Here is a 16,889-nt window from a genome sequence, read left to right as displayed (position 1 = left end):
TAAGGTGCCCCCCCCTCGGCTAAGGTGTGTCACAACACCGCAACAAGCCGAAAGCGTTCAGATTTGACCGACGAGACTATCCTCGCCGAACCCCAGGGCGGCGAGCCCGCCGGCATCGCCACGATCTCGATCGTCGACGAGATGAAGTCGAGCTATCTCGACTATGCGATGAGCGTCATCGTCGCGCGCGCGCTGCCCGACGTCCGCGACGGCCTGAAGCCCGTCCATCGCCGCATACTGTACGGCGCGCATGAGAGCGGCTTCGTCGCCGGCAAGCCGTATCGCAAGTCCGCGCGCATCGTCGGTGACGTGATGGGTAAATACCATCCGCACGGCGACAGCTCGATCTACGATGCGTTGGCCCGCATGACCCAGGACTGGTCGATGCGCGTGCCGCTGATCGACGGCCAGGGCAACTTCGGCTCGATGGATCCCGATCCGCCCGCGGCGATGCGCTACACCGAGGCGCGCCTCGGCAAGGTGGCGAATGCGCTGCTCGGCGATCTCGACAAGGATACGGTCGACTTCACGCCCAACTATGACGGCTCGGAGCGCGAGCCTTCGGTGTTGCCGGCGCGGTTCCCGAACCTGCTGGTCAACGGCGCGGGCGGCATCGCGGTCGGCATGGCGACCAACATTCCGCCACACAATCTCGGCGAAGTCATCGACGCGTGCCTCGCGTACATGGACAATGGCGCGATCACGACGGAGGAATTGTTCGAGATCGTCCCCGGCCCCGACTTCCCGACCGGCGCGATCATCCTCGGCCGCGCGGGCGCCAAGTCGGCGTACGAGACCGGCCGCGGCTCGATTATCGTCCGCTCGCGCCACATCGTCGAGGAGGGCAAGGGCGACCGTCGCTCGATCGTCCTTACCGAGATCCCGTTCCAGACCGGCAAGAACGGCCTGGTCGAGAAGATCGCCGAAGCCGCCAAGGACAAGCGGATCGAAGGCGTCAGCGACATTCGCGACGAATCGAGCCGGATGGGCGTGCGCATCGTCATCGACCTGAAGCGCGACGCGACCGTCGACGTGGTGCTCAACCAGCTCTGGCGGCACACGCCCGCGCAGTCGAGCTTCCCCGCCAACATGCTGGCGATCCGCGGCGGCCGTCCCGAGCTGCTCAACTTGCGCGACATCATCGGCGCGTTCATCACCTTCCGCGAACAAGTCATCACGCGGCGGTCTAAATTCGAACTGGCCAAGGCACGCGAGCGCGCGCACCTGTTGCTCGGCCTCGTCATCGCGGTCACCAACCTCGACGAGGTCGTCAAGATCATCCGCGGCTCGTCGAGCCCGGCGGAAGCACGCGGCAAATTGCTCGCCCGCGAATGGCCGGTGGAGGAGATCGCGCCGTACATCGCGCTGGTCGAGGCGGTCGAGGACAAGCAGCAGGAGGGCATCTACAAGCTGTCCGAGCCGCAGGTCCGCGCGATCCTCGATCTCCGCCTGCACCGCCTTACGCTGCTGGGCCGCGACGAGATCGGCGACGAGCTGAAGGCGCTCGCCGCGACGATCGGCGAGCTGCTCCACATTCTCGGCGACCGGGCGAAGCTGTACGAAGTGATGCGCGGCGAGCTGATCGCGATCCGCGACGAATTCGCCACGCCGCGCCGCTCCGAGATCGCCGCCGCCGCCAACGGCATCGACGACGAGGACCTGATCGAGCGCGAGGACATGGTCGTGACCGTGACCATGCAGGGCTATATCAAGCGCACCAGCCTCGACACGTTCCGCGCGCAGGCCCGCGGCGGCAAGGGTCGCGCGGGCATGTCGACGAAGGACGAGGACGTCGTCACCGAGCTGTTCGTCACCTCGACGCACACCCCGGTGCTGTTCTTCTCGAACCTCGGCAAGGTGTATCGCTACAAGGTCTGGCGCCTTCCCGAGGGTGGCCCGGCCACGCGCGGTCGGCCGATGATCAATCTGCTGCCGCTGGCGCCGGGCGAGACGATCTCGACCGTGCTCCCGCTGCCGGAGGACCTCAGCGAGTGGAGCCGCCTGCACGTGATGTTCGCGACGCAGCGCGGGCTCGTGCGCCGCAACGCGATGGATGCGTTCACCAACGTGCCGTCGAACGGCAAGATCGCGATGCGCTTCGAGCCCGGTGAAAATGGGGAGGCTTCGGAGGACAAGCTGATCGGCGTTGCGCTGCTCAGCGAGCATGACGACGTGCTGCTCGCGACCAAGTGCGGAAAGGCGATCCGTTTTGCCGGCGACGACGTCCGCGAGTTCCAGAGCCGCACCTCGACCGGCGTGCGCGGCATCACCCTGAAGAACGACGACGAGGTGATCTCGCTGTCGGTTCTCCACCGTGTCGGCGCGACGCCCGACGAGCGCGAGACGTACCTCAAGTTCGCACCCTGGAAGGGCGAGCGCGAGGGCGATCACGGGATGGGCGACGAGCGCTACAACGATCTGAAGGACCGCGAACAGTTCATCCTGACGGTCTGCGAGAACGGCTATGGCAAGCTGTCGAGCGCCTATGATTACCGGCGCACGGGTCGTGGTGGTCAGGGCATCACCAACATCGACAACATCGCGCGTAACGGCCCGGTGGTGGCGAGCTTCGCGGCGGCGAAGGGCCATCAGCTGATGCTGGTCACCAACCAGGCCAAGCTGATCCGCACGACGCTGGCGTCGCTTCGCGTCATCAGCCGCAATTCGGCCGGTGTGAAGCTGTTCGACGTGGCGAAGGGCGAACATGTCGTCTCGGCCGCACGGATCGAGGAAACCGAGGAAGACGCCGAGGTCAACCTGGCCGACGCGACCCCGGAGATCGCACCCGACACCGGTGCGACGATCGGCGAAGACACGGCGGCTGGCCCGGAGGACGGCGAATGAGCCGCGATCCGATCGCCTACAAGGTGCTGACGGGGGAGCAGCTGGCGACCTTGGAGAGCGGGAGCTTCGCGGGCGCGCCGGTGGATGTGGCCGATGGGTATATCCACCTCTCGACCGCGGAGCAGCTGACGGAGACGGTCGACAAGCACTTCGCCGGCCAGTCGGACCTGCATGTTGCGGCGATCGATCTCGAAGCGATTGGCGACGACGTGAAGTGGGAAGAGTCGCGTGGGGGACAGCTGTTCCCGCACGTCTATGGCGGGCCGTTGCTGCTGGAGACGGTGCTGTCCTACGGGCCGCTGGAGCGCGATGATGCGGGCAAGGTGAAGCTGCCCGTCGCGGGGTAACCTGCTTCCTTGTTCTCCCGCGAAGGCGGGAGTCCGGTCTGGGCTCCCGCCTTCGCGGGAGAACAAGAACGCGCAAGTTGGCAGCAGATGGCCGCTTCCAACACCACCCCGGCGAAGGCCGGGGCCCAGGTGGGGAGCGCTGCTAACGGAGGGGAGCGCTTCGTTACCTCAACCTTTCCACCTGGGCCCCGGCCTTCGCCGGGGAGGTGCTTGGTGTTCAGGTCAACTCGTTGCGAACCTCACCCAGCGGCGAACGCAGCCCGCACAAACCGCGCACAAGCCTCAGGCGCGGTGATCGGGATCATGTGCCCGCCCTCGATCGTGTCGATCTTAGCCCCCGGAATAACCGCCGCAGTCCGGTGCCCATTCCACGCAGGATCGAGAATCGCATCCTGCCGCCCGAACAAAATCCGCACCGGCAAGCCGATCTCAGCATACCGCGCGACCATCGCCCTCACATCGTCGTTAGCCCCGGCCAGATCCGCCGCCGCCGCCGCGATCGCGATCGGCCGCGCCGACAGTGCGCCGCCGCCCCGCGTCACGAAATCCTCCGGCACGGCCTCTGGCGCAAACACGCCCTCAAGCGTCTTCTTCGCGGTCAACCGGCTCAGCGGGGTACCCAGCACCTGCGCGAACGCCAGACGCGCGCCCGACGGGATCCTGGCCAGCCCACGGAAGCTCTCGGGCACCTGTTCCAGCGGCTGCGTCAGCGGCGCGATCAGCGCCAAAGCGCGGACCAGGTGCGGATGATCGAGCCCGACCGCGAGACTGAGCGCACCGCCCAGCGAATGCCCCACCAGCAACGGCCGATCGAGCCCGAGCTTCTGGATGAAGTCGGCGATGATCGCGCCCTGCCCGATGATCCCCGGCATTGCCCCCGTCGCGGTCGAGTAGCCCGAGCCCGGCCGATCGACGACGATCACGCGGTAGTCGTCCTTCAACAGGTCGACGAGCGCATAGCTGAAGTTGCGCAACTGTCCGCCGAGGCCGTGGACCATGACGATCGTCGGACCGGATCCGACATCGATATAATGCAGCCGCGCGCCCGCGACGTCGAGGAAGCGACCCTCCGCGGGCACCAGCTCCTCGGCCTTCCGCGCGACGCGGCTCGAATAAAGCGACAGCCCGATCCCGGATACCGCCGCCAGCAGCGCCCCGCCGATCAATCCCTTGCCCGTCCGCCTCATCGCCATCTCCTTCAAGTCCATAGTGCGCTGAACGCGCCGCCGTGTCCAAAGTCGCAGTCGCAGTCGCGCAGGCGGATGAACGCGACCGACCGATCGCGAGACCGCATGGCCCGTTGCCTCGACGCCCGATGATAAGAAGAATGGTGCACCCAGAGCGATTCGAACGCCCGACCCTCAGATTCGTAGTCTGATGCTCTATCCAGCTGAGCTATGGGTGCATCGCCGTCCCGTGTCCGGTTCGACAAGCCCGCCGTGAAGCGGAAAATCCTGGTGCACCCAGAGCGATTCGAACGCCCGACCCTCAGATTCGTAGTCTGATGCTCTATCCAGCTGAGCTATGGGTGCACTGGAGGGGCGCTGATAGCAGGCATTTTCGGGGGCGCAAGGGTTTGCCGCGAGAAAGTTGTGTCGGAGGGCGTGGACGCATAGAGCGGCGAACATGAAACTCGCCTTCTCGCTCCGCTCGCTGTCGCTGTTCGCCCTGCTCGCGGTGGCGGCGTGCAGCAAGGATACCACCGCCTATCCGTCGCTTGGACTGCGCCCGGTGGAGAAGCTCGGGTTCGCGGAGCCCGAGGTGAAAACGGCGGTCGCGACGCCCGACCCGGCACTCGACACGGACATCGTGGCGATCGCCGGCAAACTCGATGCCATCAGCACCGGGTTCACGCGCGATGCAGCCAAGGCGGAGGTGCTGGCCCGGACTGCACGCGGCGCTGCGGTCGGCAGCGACGCTTGGCTGGCCGCGCAGACCGCGCTGGCCGGGCTCGACGACTGGCGCGCGCAATCGTCGGCGCTGGTGACCGACGTCGAGCAACGCGCCACCGACCGCGCCGCCAAGCTGCAAGCCGAATATCCGGCGCTGACCGTAATCCGCGACAAGGCGCAGGCCGAGAACGATCGCCAGGGCGCCACGATCGCACGCATCCAGGCGAGCCTGCCGGCCGCCTGATCGAGAGGCTAGAACCCCTTCAACAACGGCAGGATCGTCGAATAATCGTCGGTCCACGCGGTAAAGTCCTTACGCGGCACCAGCTGCGCCCATTTGGGATCGCCCGACCGCAACGCTGCGATCGCACGCGGGTCACGCGACAACGCCACCCAGTCCGACGCCGACGCGCGATCGACGAGCAAGCTCGACGGGCGATATTTCAGTTCGACCGCAATCCAGCCGCCCTCCTGCGCCGCCGCCGCGATCACCGGTTCGAGATCGATGAACCGGTTGGAGATATGGGCCAGCAACAGGCCGTTGCGGGACAGCACGCGGCCATAGGTCGCGAACGCCTCGCGCGTCATCAGGTGCATCGGCACCGAATCCGACGAGAACGCATCGAGCGCGAGCAGGTCGAGGCTGTCGGGCGCATCGTGCGCGAGTGCGATCCGCGCGTCGCCCATCCGGATCTCGGACTTGGGCAGGCAGCGCGACAGATAGGTGAACTGCCCCGTATCGCGCGCGATCCGTACCACCGCCGGGTCGATCTCGTAGAAACGCCAGCGCTGGCCCGGCCGCGCGTAGCAGGATAGCGTCCCCGTCCCGAGGCCGACTACGCCGATCCTGGCCTGCGGACCGTATAAGGCCGGCGCGGCGAGCATCGCCTGCCCGACGCCCGAACCGGCGGCGTAATAGGTGGTCGGCGTCCGCTCACGCTCGGCTGACCCCCGCAACTGGATGCCGTGCACCGTCGTCCCGTGATCGAGCTCGCGCACGCCGCCATTCGGCCCCGGCGTATTGCGCACGGTATAGACGCCGAAATAGCTACGCACCCGCGCCCCCGGATCGAGCGAGAACTCGAGCGACCGGTACCCGCCGAACAATACGAGCGCGCCCGCCAGCACGACCATGTACGGCCGCCGCGCACCGATCGCGACGAACCCGATCGCTGCAATCACGAGGAAACCAAGACCTTGGCTGTTTTCGCCGAACAGGCCGTCCGGGTTGCTGATCCGCAAGCCAATGAGAACGAGCATCGCACCGACGATCGCCAGCAGCGCGACGTGTTTCGCAGACCCCTTGCCCATCCAGAGCGCGCGGAACCGCCCGAACAGATACATCTGCGGCACCAGCGCACCCGCCGCGAGGATCAGCAGCGGATATTCATACGTCCAGTCGAACACCACCGGCGCGATCAGCGCGGCGAACACGCCACCGAGCGCTCCCCCAGCCGACATTGCCAGATAGAACCCGGTCAGCCGATCGGGCACCGGCCGCTTGCGATACAGCGCGGTGTGCAGCGCGACGGAGATCATGAACAGCAGCACCAGCGCGATTCCCGCGCTGAAGAACGGCCGTTCGCTCACCCCACCCATGATGATCCCGCCGAACAGCAGGATCGTGATCGGCGCGATCCGCGTCAGCAGGTCGGCGAGCCAGCGGTCGTTCGCGAACGCCACGCTGAAGCTCAGCAGGTACAGCCCGAGCGGGATCACCCACAGCAACGGCATCGCGACGATATCGGTGGTGATATAGGTCGACGTCGCGAGCATCATTCCCGACGGCACGAGCGCCAGCGCGATCCAGTGCGCGATCCGCCTGGCACCCGGCGGCGCGCTGGTTGCCGCGACATGATCGACCGCCGCAGTCTTCGGCAGGCGGGTGGCGCAGGCGAGCACCAGCACGATCAGCAGCAGATACCCGCCGCTCCACAACAGGCTCTGCCCGTGCACCGCCATCAGCGGCTCGACCAGCAAGGGATAGGCGATCAGCCCCGCGAAACTGCCAAGATTGGACGCGGCATACAGCGCGTAGGGATCACCGCCGCCACTCGCCGCGCTGAACCAGCGCTGGATCAGCGGCGCCTGCGCGGAGACCGCGAAGAACAACGGTCCGATCGACAGCCCGAGCAGCCACGGCACCCACAAGGCGGGGAGCGCGTCCGCCGGCAGGTCCATCGCGATCAACCCGATCGGCAACCACAACGCCGCGACGATCAGCACGCCGAGGTGGATAGCCGCCTGAGCCCGCGGCCTGACCCGCCCAAGCCAATGCGCATACGCATAGCCCGCGAGCAGCAACGCCTGGTACACCAGCATCGCCGAGTTCCACACCGCCGGCGCGCCACCGAGCCGCGGCAACGCCATCCGCGCCACCATCGGCTGGACGAGGAACAGCAGGAACGACCCCGTCAGGATCGTCGCCACGAACATCGTCCGGCACCAGCGCGCCATCAGCGGCTTGGCGTCCGCGCCGACCGTGTCAGCCATTCAGCAATTTCGCCGCATGTGCCGCGTGGTAGGTCAGCACGCCCGAGCAACCGGCGCGCTTGAACGACATCAGCGTTTCCAGGACCATCACGTCGCGCTCCGCCGCGCCGGCCGCGACCGCGTGCTCGATCATCGCGTACTCGCCCGACACCTGGTAGGCGAACACCGGAACCTCGAACGCCTGGCGGACGCGGACGATGATGTCGAGATACGGCAGGCCGGGCTTGACCATCACAGTGTCGGCACCCTCCGCAAGGTCCATCGCGACCTCGCGCAGCGCTTCCTCGGCGTTGGCATTGTCCATCTGGTAGGTCTTCTTGTCGCCCTTCAGCAGCCCGCGCGAGCCGACCGCGTCGCGGAACGGGCCGTAGAACGCGCTCGCATATTTGGCGGCGTAGGACATGATCTGGACGTTGTGGTGCGAGTCCGCCTCGAGCGCATCGCGGATCATGCCGATCCGGCCGTCCATCATGTCCGACGGGGCGATGATGTCGGCACCCGCATTCGCCTGATTGAGCGCCTGCGCCACCAGCATCTCGGCAGTCGTGTCGTTGACAACATAGCCCGCCGCGTCGACCAGCCCGTCATGGCCGTGGCTGGTGTAGGGATCGAGCGCGACGTCGGTCAGCACGCCGACCTCCGGCACCGCATCCTTCAGCGCACGGATCGCCTGGCACATCAGATTGTCGGGATTGAGTGCCTCGCGGCCATCCTCCGTCCGACGCTCGACCTGCGTGTACGGGAACAGCGCGATGCACGGGATGCCGAGATCGCGCGCTTCGCGGCCCCGCGCGACGATGCCGTCGACCGACCAGCGCGACACGCCTGGCAGGCTGGCGATCGGTTGCTCGACGCCGGCTCCCTCGGTGACGAACAGCGGCCAGATCAGGTCGGCGGGGGTCAGCACGGTCTCGGCATGGAGGCGGCGGCTCCAGGCGGAGGCGCGGGTGCGACGGAGGCGAAGCGCGGGATAGCTTGCGGTCATGCAGGCGGCTTTGCGGGATGCGTGGCGACGGATCAAGCGTTACGGCCCCAAAACGGAAGGCCGAGCGTTACGGCTGCGAAACCGCATACCGTGCGTTGGGGGTCTTATGTCGAACGATACGATCACGTCTGCCGCGCTCGTCGTCAACGCGAAGTCGCGCAAGGGCCAGAAGCTGTTCAAGCGTGCCTGTGCGGCGATGTCGGGACTGCCGTACGAGGTCGACGCGCATGCGGTCGAGGATCCCAAGGACCTGGAAGCGACCGTGCTGCGGGCGCTGGCGAAGAAGCCGGACCTGCTGATCCTCGGCGGCGGGGATGGCACGGTGAGCGGGTTGGTAGACCTGATGGTCGGCCATGACGTGATCCTCGGCGTGTTGCCGCTCGGCACCGCGAACAGTTTCGCCCGGACGCTCGGCATCCCGCTCAACATCGAAGGCGCGGTCGAGGTGATCCGTACCGGCAAGCCCCGCCGGATCGATCTCGGCATGATCGACGGTGATTATTTCGCGAACTGCGCCGCGATGGGCATCAGTCCGAAGATCGCCGCCACCGTCCCGCACGGGCTCAAGAAAGTGCTCGGCAAAGTCGGTTATCTCAGCTGGGCGGCGTATCAATATTTCCGCTTCCGGCCGTTCACGCTGATCGTCGGCGAAGGCCCGACCGCGGTTAAGATCCGGGTGGTCGAGGTGCGGATCTCGAACGGACCGTATCATGGCGGCACCGAACTGGTGGATGCCGCGGCGGTCGATTCGGGCGAGATCGTGGTGCAGGCGGTGATGGGTCACGTGAAGCGGCGGCTGGTGCAGAACTGGTACGCGAGCGTGTTCCGGCTCGAGTCGCGGCATGAGAAGGTCCGGGATTTCCGCGGAAAGAGCTTGAAGATCAACACGATTCCGCCGCTGCCGATCTCGATCGATGGGGAGGTGCTGGCGAAGACTCCGGTGACGGCGAAGGTGGCGGCGGGGATTATTCGGGTGATGGCGCCGGCTTGAGTCGGGGGTCGTTCCCTCCTCCTTGTTCTCCCGCGAAGGCGGGAGCTCAGTCTGGGTCCCCGCCTTAGTGGGGAAACAAGTTCGGTTCACGATAGGCCACCCTACCAGCCGCCACCCCGGCGAAGGCCGGGGCCCAGCTGGGGGACGTCGCCAACTAACCGCTGCGTTTCGTTACTGCGACCTTTCCAACTGGGCCCCGGCCTTCGCCGGGGTGGTTAGATTTAAGGCGAAGTAAGGTTTTTCCCTACTTAACCCGACGAACGGTGAGTACCTTAACCGGCGCAGCAATCATCTGCCCCTTCATCACCCCCACCCCAGCCGTCGGCGACGTCGGCGCGGCAAGGATGCGCTTCACCACGTCCATCCCCTCGACGACATGCCCGAACGCCGCGAACCCCGCCGTGTCCCCAGTCCCCGCCGGGTTGGCGTCCAACGACAACACCGGCCCGACCGTAATGAAGAAATCCGCCGTCGCACTTCCCGGCGCGAACCGCGCCATCGAGATCGTCGCATCGACGTGCGACAGCCCGGTCTGGCTGGTCGGCTCGTGCTTCACCGGCGGCAACAGACGCTTCACCTCGCCCTGCGGCCCACCTTGGATCAGCCCCCCTTCCGCCCCGAGCTTCATCGCGCGGTAGAACGTCACCCCGTCGAGCCGCTTCTGATCGACATAACGCAGGAAATTCGCCGTTGTCAGCGGCGCGCGCTCCTTCTCGAGCGCCAACGTGATCGCCCCCTCGCTCGTCGTCATCACGATCGAGACGGTCGCTGGCGCGGCGGGCGGCGGCACGGTCGGAGCCTCCTGCGCCGAGACGGAAACGGCGCCGAGAACGGCAAGGGCGAGCGTGACGAATCTGGAGATCATTCCCAACGCTACCGCGTCGCCCACGCGCTGTCAGCGGCCTCGCGACACGATATTGCCCGCGCCAAAGTTTTGCTTGGGTTTGCACGCCCGCGCGCAATGCGTATCCGGAGAGCGATGACCGATCTCGCCATTCTCTACGAGCACCCGCTCTGGTTCGAACCGCTGTTCGCCGCCCTCGATCGCCGCGGCGTTGCGTTCACCCGCGCCACGCCCGACGGCTTCTGGAACCCCGCCGACCAGAGCGCCCCCGCCCCCGTCGTCTTCAACCGGATCGCGATGTCGAGCTTCCTGCGCGACGACGAGCATCCGATCTTCGACACGATGGCGATGCTCGATCACTGGCGCCGCACCGGTGCGCGCGTGATCAACGGCACCGACGTGCTGGCAATCGACGCGTCCAAGGCGCGGCAATTGTCGCTGATCGCGTCGCTCGGCCTCGCGATCCCCGAGACGCGCGTCGTCCACCGCGCCGCCGACGTTGTCCCCGCCGCGCACACGCTCCGCTTCCCGTTGGTCGTGAAGGCCAACATCGGCGGATCAGGCGCAGGCATCGTCCGCTTCGACAGCCTCGACGAACTCCACGCTGCAGCCACTGACGGGGGCCTCCCAAGCAGTGTCGACGGCGTCCTGCTGGTCCAGGAATACGTCCCTGTCCGTGACGGCGCGATCACCCGGATCGAGACGCTCGACCGCAAGTTCCTCTACGCGATCGAAGTCGCAGGCGGCGGCGCGTTCGATCTTTGCCCGGCGGACGCGTGCGTCGTCCCCGGTTCCGGCATCAAGATGGCCGCGGTCGAGCCCTCGCAAGCCTTGAAGGACGCCGCCGAGGCAATCGCCCGCGCGGTCGATCTCGATGTCGGCGGGGTCGAGGTGATGATCGACGACCGCGACGGCGTCGCGCGCTTCTACGACATCAATGCGCTGTCGAACTTCGTCGCCAAGCCACTCGATGTGCTCGGCTGGGATCCGCACGACCGGCTCGTCGATTACCTGATCGAACAGATCGAAAAGGCCCGCTGATGCGCTATGGTTACTGGACTCCCGTCTTCGGCGGCTGGCTCCGCAACGTCCCCGACGAGGGAATGGAGGCGAGCTGGGCGTACACCAAGGCTCTGACGCAGAATGCCGAGCGCTGGGGCTATGACCTCACGCTGATCGCCGAGCTGAACCTCAACGATATCAAGGGCGTCGAACAGCCCGCGCTCGATGCGTGGTCGACCGCGGCGGCACTGGCGGCGGTGACCGACAGCATCGAGCTGATGGTCGCGGTCCGCCCCAACTTCCACCACCCCGCTCTGTTCGCGAAGGCGGCGGCGAACATCGACCGGATCTCGGGCGGGCGGCTTGCGCTCAACGTCGTGTCGTCGTGGTGGGCGGACGAAGCCAAGCAATACGGACTCCAGTTCGATCAGCACGACGATCGCTACGCACGCACCGCCGAATGGCTGACCGTCGTCGATGGGTTGTGGACGCAGGAGCGCTTCGACTTCGCGGGCCAGTTCTACACCACCGAACAGGCGATCTGCTCACCCAAGCCCGCCAAGCGCCCGACCGTCTATGCCGGCGGCGAGAGCGAGAAGGCCAAGGCGATGATCGCCGCGCAGTGCGACGCCTACGTCATGCACGGCGACCCCGCCGAAGCGATCGCGCCAAAGATCGCCGACATGGCCACGCGTCGCGAGGCAGCAGGCGGCGCCCCGATGCAATACGGCATGGCGGCCTACGCGATCGTCCGCGACAGCGAGGCGGAGGCGAAGCGCGAACTCGAGCGGATCACCAGCGTCACCGAACTCCCCGCGGGCTATGCGAATTTCGACCAGTGGCTGTCGGGCACGCAGCTCGAACGCGAGTTGAAGATCCAGGAATACTCCGTCTCCAACCGCGGCCTGCGCCCCAATCTGGTCGGCACGCCCGAGCAATTGAAGGAGCGCATCGCGGAATACGAGGCGGCCGGTCTCGACCTGCTGCTGCTCCAGATGAGCCCGCAGGCTGAAGAGATGGAGCGGTTCGCGGTACAGGTCATGGGCTCCGCATGATCCGCCTCACCGACGTCGTTAAAACCTACCCGGCAAGCAATGCGGCTGCCCTGGACGGGATTTCGCTGGAGATTCCAGCACGCGGCGTATTCGGCGTCATTGGCCAGTCGGGCGCAGGCAAGTCGACGCTGATCCGCCTGATCAACGCGCTCGAACGCCCGACTTCGGGCCGGGTCGAAGTCGATGGCGTCGATGTCGCGGCACTGTCCGCGGCGGACCTGCGCGCACTGCGACGCCGGATCGGCATGATCTTCCAGAATTTCGGCCTGCTGTCCTCACGCACGGTAGCGGCGAACGTCGCGTTCCCGCTCGTGCTGGCCGGTGTCGCCAAGTCCGAACGCGAGACCAAGGTAGCCGCACTGCTCCACCGCGTAGGTCTCGCTGATCACGCCACCAAATACCCCGCCCAACTCTCCGGCGGCCAGAAGCAGCGCGTCGGCATAGCCCGCGCGCTCGCCACCGATCCCGATATCCTTCTCTGCGACGAAGCGACCAGCGCACTAGACCCCGAAACCACCCGCTCGGTTCTGACCCTCCTCCGCGAACTCAACCGAGACCTCGGCCTGACGATCGTCCTCATCACCCACGAGATGGACGTCGTCCGCTACGTCTGCGACCGCGTCGCCGTCCTCGAACGCGGCCGCATCGTCGAAACCGGCGAGGTCACCGACATCTTCGCCAACGCCACGCACCCCGCAACGAAGCGCATGCTGGCGGCGCTGGCGGCATGAGCTTCTTCGCCAACATCGACTGGTCGGACATCGGCCAGGCGTGCCTCGACACGCTGATCATGCTCGGCGGGTCGCTCGTGCTGACGATCGCGTTCGGGCTTCCGCTCGGCGTCCTGCTCTACCTCACCGGCCAGGGCCGCCTGTCGCAGAACCGCGCCGCCAACGTCGTGCTGGGGGTCATCGTCAACATCCTCCGCTCCGTCCCGTTCATCATCCTGCTGATCGTGATGATCCCCCTCACCGTCATGCTCGTCGGCACATCGCTAGGCGTTGCTGGCGCGATCCCGCCGCTCGTCGTCGGAGCCGCGCCGTTCTACGCGCGCCTCGTCGAGGGATCGCTCAAGGAAGTCGACCGCACCACGATCGAGGCGGTGCAGGCGATGGGCGCCACCACGCGCCAGATCGTCACCGGCGCGCTGATCCCCGAGGCGCTGCCCGGACTGATCGCCGGCGCCACCGTCACCGCGGTCGCGCTCGTCTCGTTCACCGCGATGGCGGGCGTCGTCGGCGCGGGTGGGCTCGGCGACCTCGCGATCCGGTTCGGCTATCAGCGTTTCCAGACCGACGTCATGGTCGTCACCGTCGTGTTGCTGGTCGTGCTCGTCCAGATCATTCAATATGCCGGCGACGCGCTCGCTCGCCACTTCACCCGCCGCTAGGATTTCGTATGAACCGTCGCACCCTGCTCGCCTCGTTCTCGCTGCTCGCGCTCGCCGCATGCGGAGGCGCCAAGACCAATGACGGCAAGACGCTGACGATCGCCGCGACCGCGGTGCCGCATGCCGAGATCCTCGAATCAATCAAGCCGACGCTGGCGAAGGAAGGCGTCGACCTCCAGATCCGCGTCTTCAACGACTACGTCCAGCCCAACCTCCAGGTCGAGCAGAAGCAGATCGACGTCAGCTATTTCGAGACCAAGCCGTATCTCGACCAGTTCAACGCCTCGCGCGGCACGCATCTCGTCACCTATGCCGGCGTCCATGTCGAACCGCTCGGCGCCTATTCGCGCAAGTGGAAGTCGATCGCGCAGATCCCGAACGGCGCCACCATCGCGATCCCGAACGAGCCGAGCAACGGCGGCCGCGCGCTGTTGCTGCTCCAGAAGGCCGGGCTGATCACGCTCAGGAACCCGACCAATCCACTGTCGAGCCTCAACGACATCGCAACCAACCCGAAGAACCTGCAGTTCAAGGAACTGGAGGGCGCCACCCTGCCCCGCACGCTCGGCGAGGTCGATCTCGCGCTGATCAACACCAACTACGCGCTCGACGCGAAGCTCAACCCGGTCCGCGACGCGCTCGCGATCGAGGACAAGAACAGCCCTTACGTCAATTTCGTCGTCGGCCTGCCCGGTGGCGAGAAGGACCCGCGCGTCGTGAAACTGATCGCGGCGCTGCGCAGCCCGGCGACCAAGACCTTCATCGAGCAGCATTATCGGGGTGCGGTGCTCCCGGCCTTCTGATACCGGCGCGGCCTCGTTAGCGTAATCCTTGAGGCTCCATGACGGTCGTCGCCGCGTATCTCTATCGTCATGGCAAGCGCGTCCGCGCGGTCTCGATCGACGAGAAAGTCGATTGCCCCGCGGATCGGTCGGAGTTCGTCTGGATCGGCATCTGCGACCCGACCGACGCCGAGATGCGGACGCTCAAGGAGCAGTATAACCTCCACCCGCTGGCGGTGGAGGACGCGATCAAGGCGGACCAACTGCCCAAGGTGGACGTCTATGGCGACCAGCTGTTCGTGGTCGCGCGCACGGCGCAACTCGAGGACGACAAGATCGCGTACGGCGAAACCGCGATCTTCGTCGGCCACAGCCACATCATCAGCGTCCGCCACGGCTCCGCACGGTCGCACAAGGCGCTCCGCGAACAGCTCGAAGCCGCGCCGACCTTGCTGATCAACGGCGTCGACTATGTCCTCCACGCGATCCTCGACTATGTCGTCGACGGCTACCTGCCGATCATGGAAAGCATCGAGGACGAGGTGCTCGCCATGGAACAACGCACCATCGACGCGTTCCTAGGCCGCGACGAGATCGTCCGGATTTTCGGCTTGCGTCGAGAAATGATCCGCTTCCAGCGGATCCTCGGGCCGATGGGCGAGGTCGCGGGCAAAATCGTCCGCCTCGATCTTCCCTGCATCGACACCGAGGCGAAGCCGTATTTTAGCGACGTGCTCGATCACGTGCGGCGGGTGCAGACGATGGTCGAGGGCCTGCGCGAGGTGCTGACTTCGGTGTTCGAATTCAGCAACCTGCTGGAACAGCAACGCACCGGCGCGATCACCCGCCAGCTTGCAGCGTGGGCCGCGATTTTGGCGGTGCCGACCGCGATCGCCGGGATCTACGGCATGAACTTCGAGAATATGCCCGAGTTGAAGACGGAATACGGGTATTTCGTCGTACTGGGTGTGATCGCGGTCGTGTGTTCCGCGCTTTACGTGAAGTTCAAGCAGGCGAAGTGGTTGTAGGGCGGACGACCACTTCGAGCGCCATCTAACCTGAGTAGTCACACATCTTCCCCCCGGCGGAGGCCGGGGCCCAATTGGGGGCCGCCAATGACGGGCGTTACGATCCGTTACCGCGACCTTTCCAATTGGACCCCGGCCTCCGCCGGGGGGGTAGGTGCTGGAATGGAAGACGTTTAGCTCAAACCTTGACGAGCATCTTCCCCGTATTCCCGCCCGAGAACAGCCCCAGAAACGCATCGGGCATCGTCTCGAGCCCCTCGTGCACCGTCTCCTGCCGCTTCAGCGTACCCGCCGCCAGCATCCCGCCCATGTCCTTGTAGAACTCCTCAGCTCGGCTGATGAAATCGCTGACGATGAACCCGCGGATCTGGATGCGGTTACCGATCAACCGCGCGAGATACTTCAACTGCGTCGCCGCCCCGCTGTTGTACACATCGATCATCCCGCACACCGCGAACCGCGCATGCATATTCGCATGTGCCAGTGCCGCGTCGAGATGCTCGCCGCCGACGTTGTCGAAATACACGTCGATGCCCTTCGGCGCGGCCTGACCGAGCGCCTTCACCACCGGCACGTCGCCCTTATAGTCGATCACCGCATCGGCCCCGAGCGACTTCACCCAAGCGCATTTCTCCGCGCCGCCGGCCGAGCCGATCACCGTCATGCCCTTGGCCTTCGCGACCTGGACGACGGTAGACCCGACCGCGCCCGCCGCTGCCGACACGAACACCGTGTCGCCCGCCTTCGCCTCGGCAACCTGGAGCAGACCGAAATACCCGGTCATCCCCGGCATGCCGAGCTGCCCGAGAAACGCCTGTGGCGGCACGTCGAGCGCGGGCAGCTTCTGCACCTGCGCGGCGGGCACGACCGCCTCGTCGCGCCAGCCTGCCATGTGCAGCACCATGTCGCCGACCTTGATGCCGTCGTCGTTGCTCTCGACCACTTCGCCGACCGCGCCGCCCTGCATCGCCTCGCCCAGCGCGAAAGGCGGGACATAGCTTTTCACGTCGTTCATCCGCCCGCGCATGTACGGATCGACCGACAGCCAGCGGTTGGCGATACGCACCTCGCCGGCGCCAAGCGCAGACTGGTCGAGATCGATCATGGCGAAGTCGGTATGCTTCGGCATGCCTTGCGGACGTGCCTTAAGGCTCCATGCACGGGCCATAAACTTGCTCCTGTGTTGATTATTCGTGTTGCGGGTATGGCGAAACGTGACCGCAGCGCAACCCGCAA

General features: G+C 66.1%; 15 protein-coding genes and 2 tRNA genes. 10 read left to right on the top strand and 7 right to left on the bottom strand.

What is annotated here, in order from left to right; all coding sequences use genetic code 11:
- The first annotated feature begins 63 nt into the window (after positions 1–63).
- Entirely contained in the window at positions 64–2,844 is a 2,781-nt protein-coding gene (gene gyrA / locus QFZ54_RS02810; RefSeq protein ID WP_307084216.1) for a DNA gyrase subunit A, read from the top strand.
- Positions 2,841–3,191, top strand: coding sequence for a DUF952 domain-containing protein (locus QFZ54_RS02805; RefSeq protein WP_307084214.1), 351 nt, complete (start codon positions 2,841–2,843; stop codon positions 3,189–3,191). The genes gyrA and QFZ54_RS02805 overlap by 4 nt, the downstream gene beginning before the upstream one ends.
- Before the next feature lie 239 nt (positions 3,192–3,430).
- Here the strand turns inward: QFZ54_RS02805 and QFZ54_RS02800 are convergent, their stop codons facing one another.
- The 3 genes from QFZ54_RS02800 to QFZ54_RS02790 all read right to left on the bottom strand — a co-directional run bounded on the left by QFZ54_RS02800 (position 3,431) and on the right by QFZ54_RS02790 (position 4,723).
- The gene (locus tag QFZ54_RS02800; protein ID WP_307084213.1) at positions 3,431–4,378 is read right to left on the bottom strand and encodes an alpha/beta fold hydrolase; all 948 of its coding nucleotides are present in this window, start codon (positions 4,376–4,378) and stop codon (positions 3,431–3,433) included.
- A 141-nt stretch (positions 4,379–4,519) separates the two neighbouring features.
- Positions 4,520–4,596, bottom strand: a tRNA-Arg gene (locus QFZ54_RS02795).
- Between the two features lie 50 nt (positions 4,597–4,646).
- Positions 4,647–4,723, bottom strand: a tRNA-Arg gene (locus tag QFZ54_RS02790).
- Between the two features lie 94 nt (positions 4,724–4,817).
- Here QFZ54_RS02790 and QFZ54_RS02785 point away from each other — a divergent pair.
- The gene (locus QFZ54_RS02785; RefSeq protein ID WP_307084211.1) at positions 4,818–5,327 is read left to right on the top strand and encodes a hypothetical protein; all 510 of its coding nucleotides are present in this window, start codon (positions 4,818–4,820) and stop codon (positions 5,325–5,327) included.
- An 8-nt stretch (positions 5,328–5,335) separates the two neighbouring features.
- Here the strand turns inward: QFZ54_RS02785 and QFZ54_RS02780 are convergent, their stop codons facing one another.
- Both QFZ54_RS02780 and hemB read right to left on the bottom strand, forming a co-directional pair.
- Positions 5,336–7,576 (bottom strand): spermidine synthase, encoded by a 2,241-nt coding sequence (locus QFZ54_RS02780; protein WP_307084209.1) that lies wholly within the window; start codon positions 7,574–7,576, stop codon positions 5,336–5,338.
- Entirely contained in the window at positions 7,569–8,561 is a 993-nt protein-coding gene (gene hemB, locus QFZ54_RS02775) for a porphobilinogen synthase (RefSeq protein ID WP_307084207.1), read from the bottom strand. The genes QFZ54_RS02780 and hemB overlap by 8 nt, the downstream gene beginning before the upstream one ends.
- A gap of 106 nt (positions 8,562–8,667) precedes the next feature.
- Here hemB and QFZ54_RS02770 point away from each other — a divergent pair, with 106 nt between their 5' ends.
- Positions 8,668–9,552: a diacylglycerol/lipid kinase family protein gene (locus tag QFZ54_RS02770; protein ID WP_307084205.1), complete on the top strand. Its 885-nt coding sequence runs from the start codon at positions 8,668–8,670 to the stop codon at positions 9,550–9,552.
- Positions 9,553–9,796: 244 nt separating this feature from the next.
- On the opposite strand, the gene QFZ54_RS02765 is transcribed toward QFZ54_RS02770, so the two are convergent.
- The gene (locus QFZ54_RS02765) at positions 9,797–10,417 is read right to left on the bottom strand and encodes a peptidylprolyl isomerase (protein ID WP_307084203.1); all 621 of its coding nucleotides are present in this window, start codon (positions 10,415–10,417) and stop codon (positions 9,797–9,799) included.
- Positions 10,418–10,531: 114 nt separating this feature from the next.
- On the opposite strand from QFZ54_RS02765, the gene QFZ54_RS02760 reads away from it, so the two are divergent.
- Genes QFZ54_RS02760 through QFZ54_RS02735 form a run of 6 tightly spaced genes read left to right on the top strand, consistent with a single transcriptional unit; the run spans position 10,532 to position 15,653 of the window.
- On the top strand, positions 10,532–11,437 hold the full coding sequence (locus tag QFZ54_RS02760; RefSeq protein WP_307084201.1) for an ATP-grasp domain-containing protein: 906 nt from the start codon (positions 10,532–10,534) through the stop codon (positions 11,435–11,437).
- Positions 11,437–12,453 carry an LLM class flavin-dependent oxidoreductase gene (locus QFZ54_RS02755; protein WP_307084200.1) on the top strand — a complete coding sequence of 339 codons (1,017 nt, stop codon included), beginning with the start codon at positions 11,437–11,439 and terminating at the stop codon, positions 12,451–12,453. The genes QFZ54_RS02760 and QFZ54_RS02755 overlap by 1 nt, the downstream gene beginning before the upstream one ends.
- A complete protein-coding gene (locus tag QFZ54_RS02750; RefSeq protein WP_307084198.1) occupies positions 12,450–13,184 on the top strand; it encodes a methionine ABC transporter ATP-binding protein in 735 nt (244 codons plus the stop codon). Before QFZ54_RS02755 ends, QFZ54_RS02750 begins: the two co-directional genes overlap by 4 nt.
- Complete coding sequence (locus QFZ54_RS02745; protein WP_307084196.1) at positions 13,181–13,843, top strand: methionine ABC transporter permease; 663 nt, start codon at positions 13,181–13,183, stop codon at positions 13,841–13,843. The genes QFZ54_RS02750 and QFZ54_RS02745 overlap by 4 nt, the downstream gene beginning before the upstream one ends.
- An 8-nt stretch (positions 13,844–13,851) precedes the next feature.
- Positions 13,852–14,646: a MetQ/NlpA family ABC transporter substrate-binding protein gene (locus QFZ54_RS02740; protein ID WP_307084194.1), complete on the top strand. Its 795-nt coding sequence runs from the start codon at positions 13,852–13,854 to the stop codon at positions 14,644–14,646.
- Between the two features lie 38 nt (positions 14,647–14,684).
- Complete coding sequence (locus tag QFZ54_RS02735; protein WP_307084193.1) at positions 14,685–15,653, top strand: magnesium and cobalt transport protein CorA; 969 nt, start codon at positions 14,685–14,687, stop codon at positions 15,651–15,653.
- Between the two features lie 178 nt (positions 15,654–15,831).
- Here QFZ54_RS02735 and QFZ54_RS02730 read toward each other — a convergent pair whose 3' ends face one another.
- Positions 15,832–16,821, bottom strand: coding sequence for an NADP-dependent oxidoreductase (locus QFZ54_RS02730; RefSeq protein WP_307084191.1), 990 nt, complete (start codon positions 16,819–16,821; stop codon positions 15,832–15,834).
- Between the last annotated feature and the right edge of the window lie 68 nt (positions 16,822–16,889).

It is taken from the genome of Sphingomonas faeni (assembly GCF_030817315.1).
Lineage (GTDB): Bacteria > Pseudomonadota > Alphaproteobacteria > Sphingomonadales > Sphingomonadaceae > Sphingomonas > Sphingomonas faeni_C.
This window is presented reverse-complemented; position numbering and strand designations above follow the sequence as displayed.

Coding starts and splice junctions, on each gene's coding strand:
- QFZ54_RS02805 (WP_307084214.1), top strand. CDS start 2,841: ATGAGCCGCGATCCGATCGCCTACAAGGTGCTGACGGGGGAGCAGCTG.
- QFZ54_RS02800 (WP_307084213.1), bottom strand. CDS start 4,378: ATGAGGCGGACGGGCAAGGGATTGATCGGCGGGGCGCTGCTGGCGGCG.
- QFZ54_RS02785 (WP_307084211.1), top strand. CDS start 4,818: ATGAAACTCGCCTTCTCGCTCCGCTCGCTGTCGCTGTTCGCCCTGCTC.
- QFZ54_RS02780 (WP_307084209.1), bottom strand. CDS start 7,576: ATGGCTGACACGGTCGGCGCGGACGCCAAGCCGCTGATGGCGCGCTGG.
- hemB (WP_307084207.1), bottom strand. CDS start 8,561: ATGACCGCAAGCTATCCCGCGCTTCGCCTCCGTCGCACCCGCGCCTCC.
- QFZ54_RS02770 (WP_307084205.1), top strand. CDS start 8,668: ATGTCGAACGATACGATCACGTCTGCCGCGCTCGTCGTCAACGCGAAG.
- QFZ54_RS02765 (WP_307084203.1), bottom strand. CDS start 10,417: ATGATCTCCAGATTCGTCACGCTCGCCCTTGCCGTTCTCGGCGCCGTT.
- QFZ54_RS02760 (WP_307084201.1), top strand. CDS start 10,532: ATGACCGATCTCGCCATTCTCTACGAGCACCCGCTCTGGTTCGAACCG.
- QFZ54_RS02755 (WP_307084200.1), top strand. CDS start 11,437: ATGCGCTATGGTTACTGGACTCCCGTCTTCGGCGGCTGGCTCCGCAAC.
- QFZ54_RS02750 (WP_307084198.1), top strand. CDS start 12,450: ATGATCCGCCTCACCGACGTCGTTAAAACCTACCCGGCAAGCAATGCG.
- QFZ54_RS02745 (WP_307084196.1), top strand. CDS start 13,181: ATGAGCTTCTTCGCCAACATCGACTGGTCGGACATCGGCCAGGCGTGC.
- QFZ54_RS02740 (WP_307084194.1), top strand. CDS start 13,852: ATGAACCGTCGCACCCTGCTCGCCTCGTTCTCGCTGCTCGCGCTCGCC.
- QFZ54_RS02735 (WP_307084193.1), top strand. CDS start 14,685: ATGACGGTCGTCGCCGCGTATCTCTATCGTCATGGCAAGCGCGTCCGC.
- QFZ54_RS02730 (WP_307084191.1), bottom strand. CDS start 16,821: ATGGCCCGTGCATGGAGCCTTAAGGCACGTCCGCAAGGCATGCCGAAG.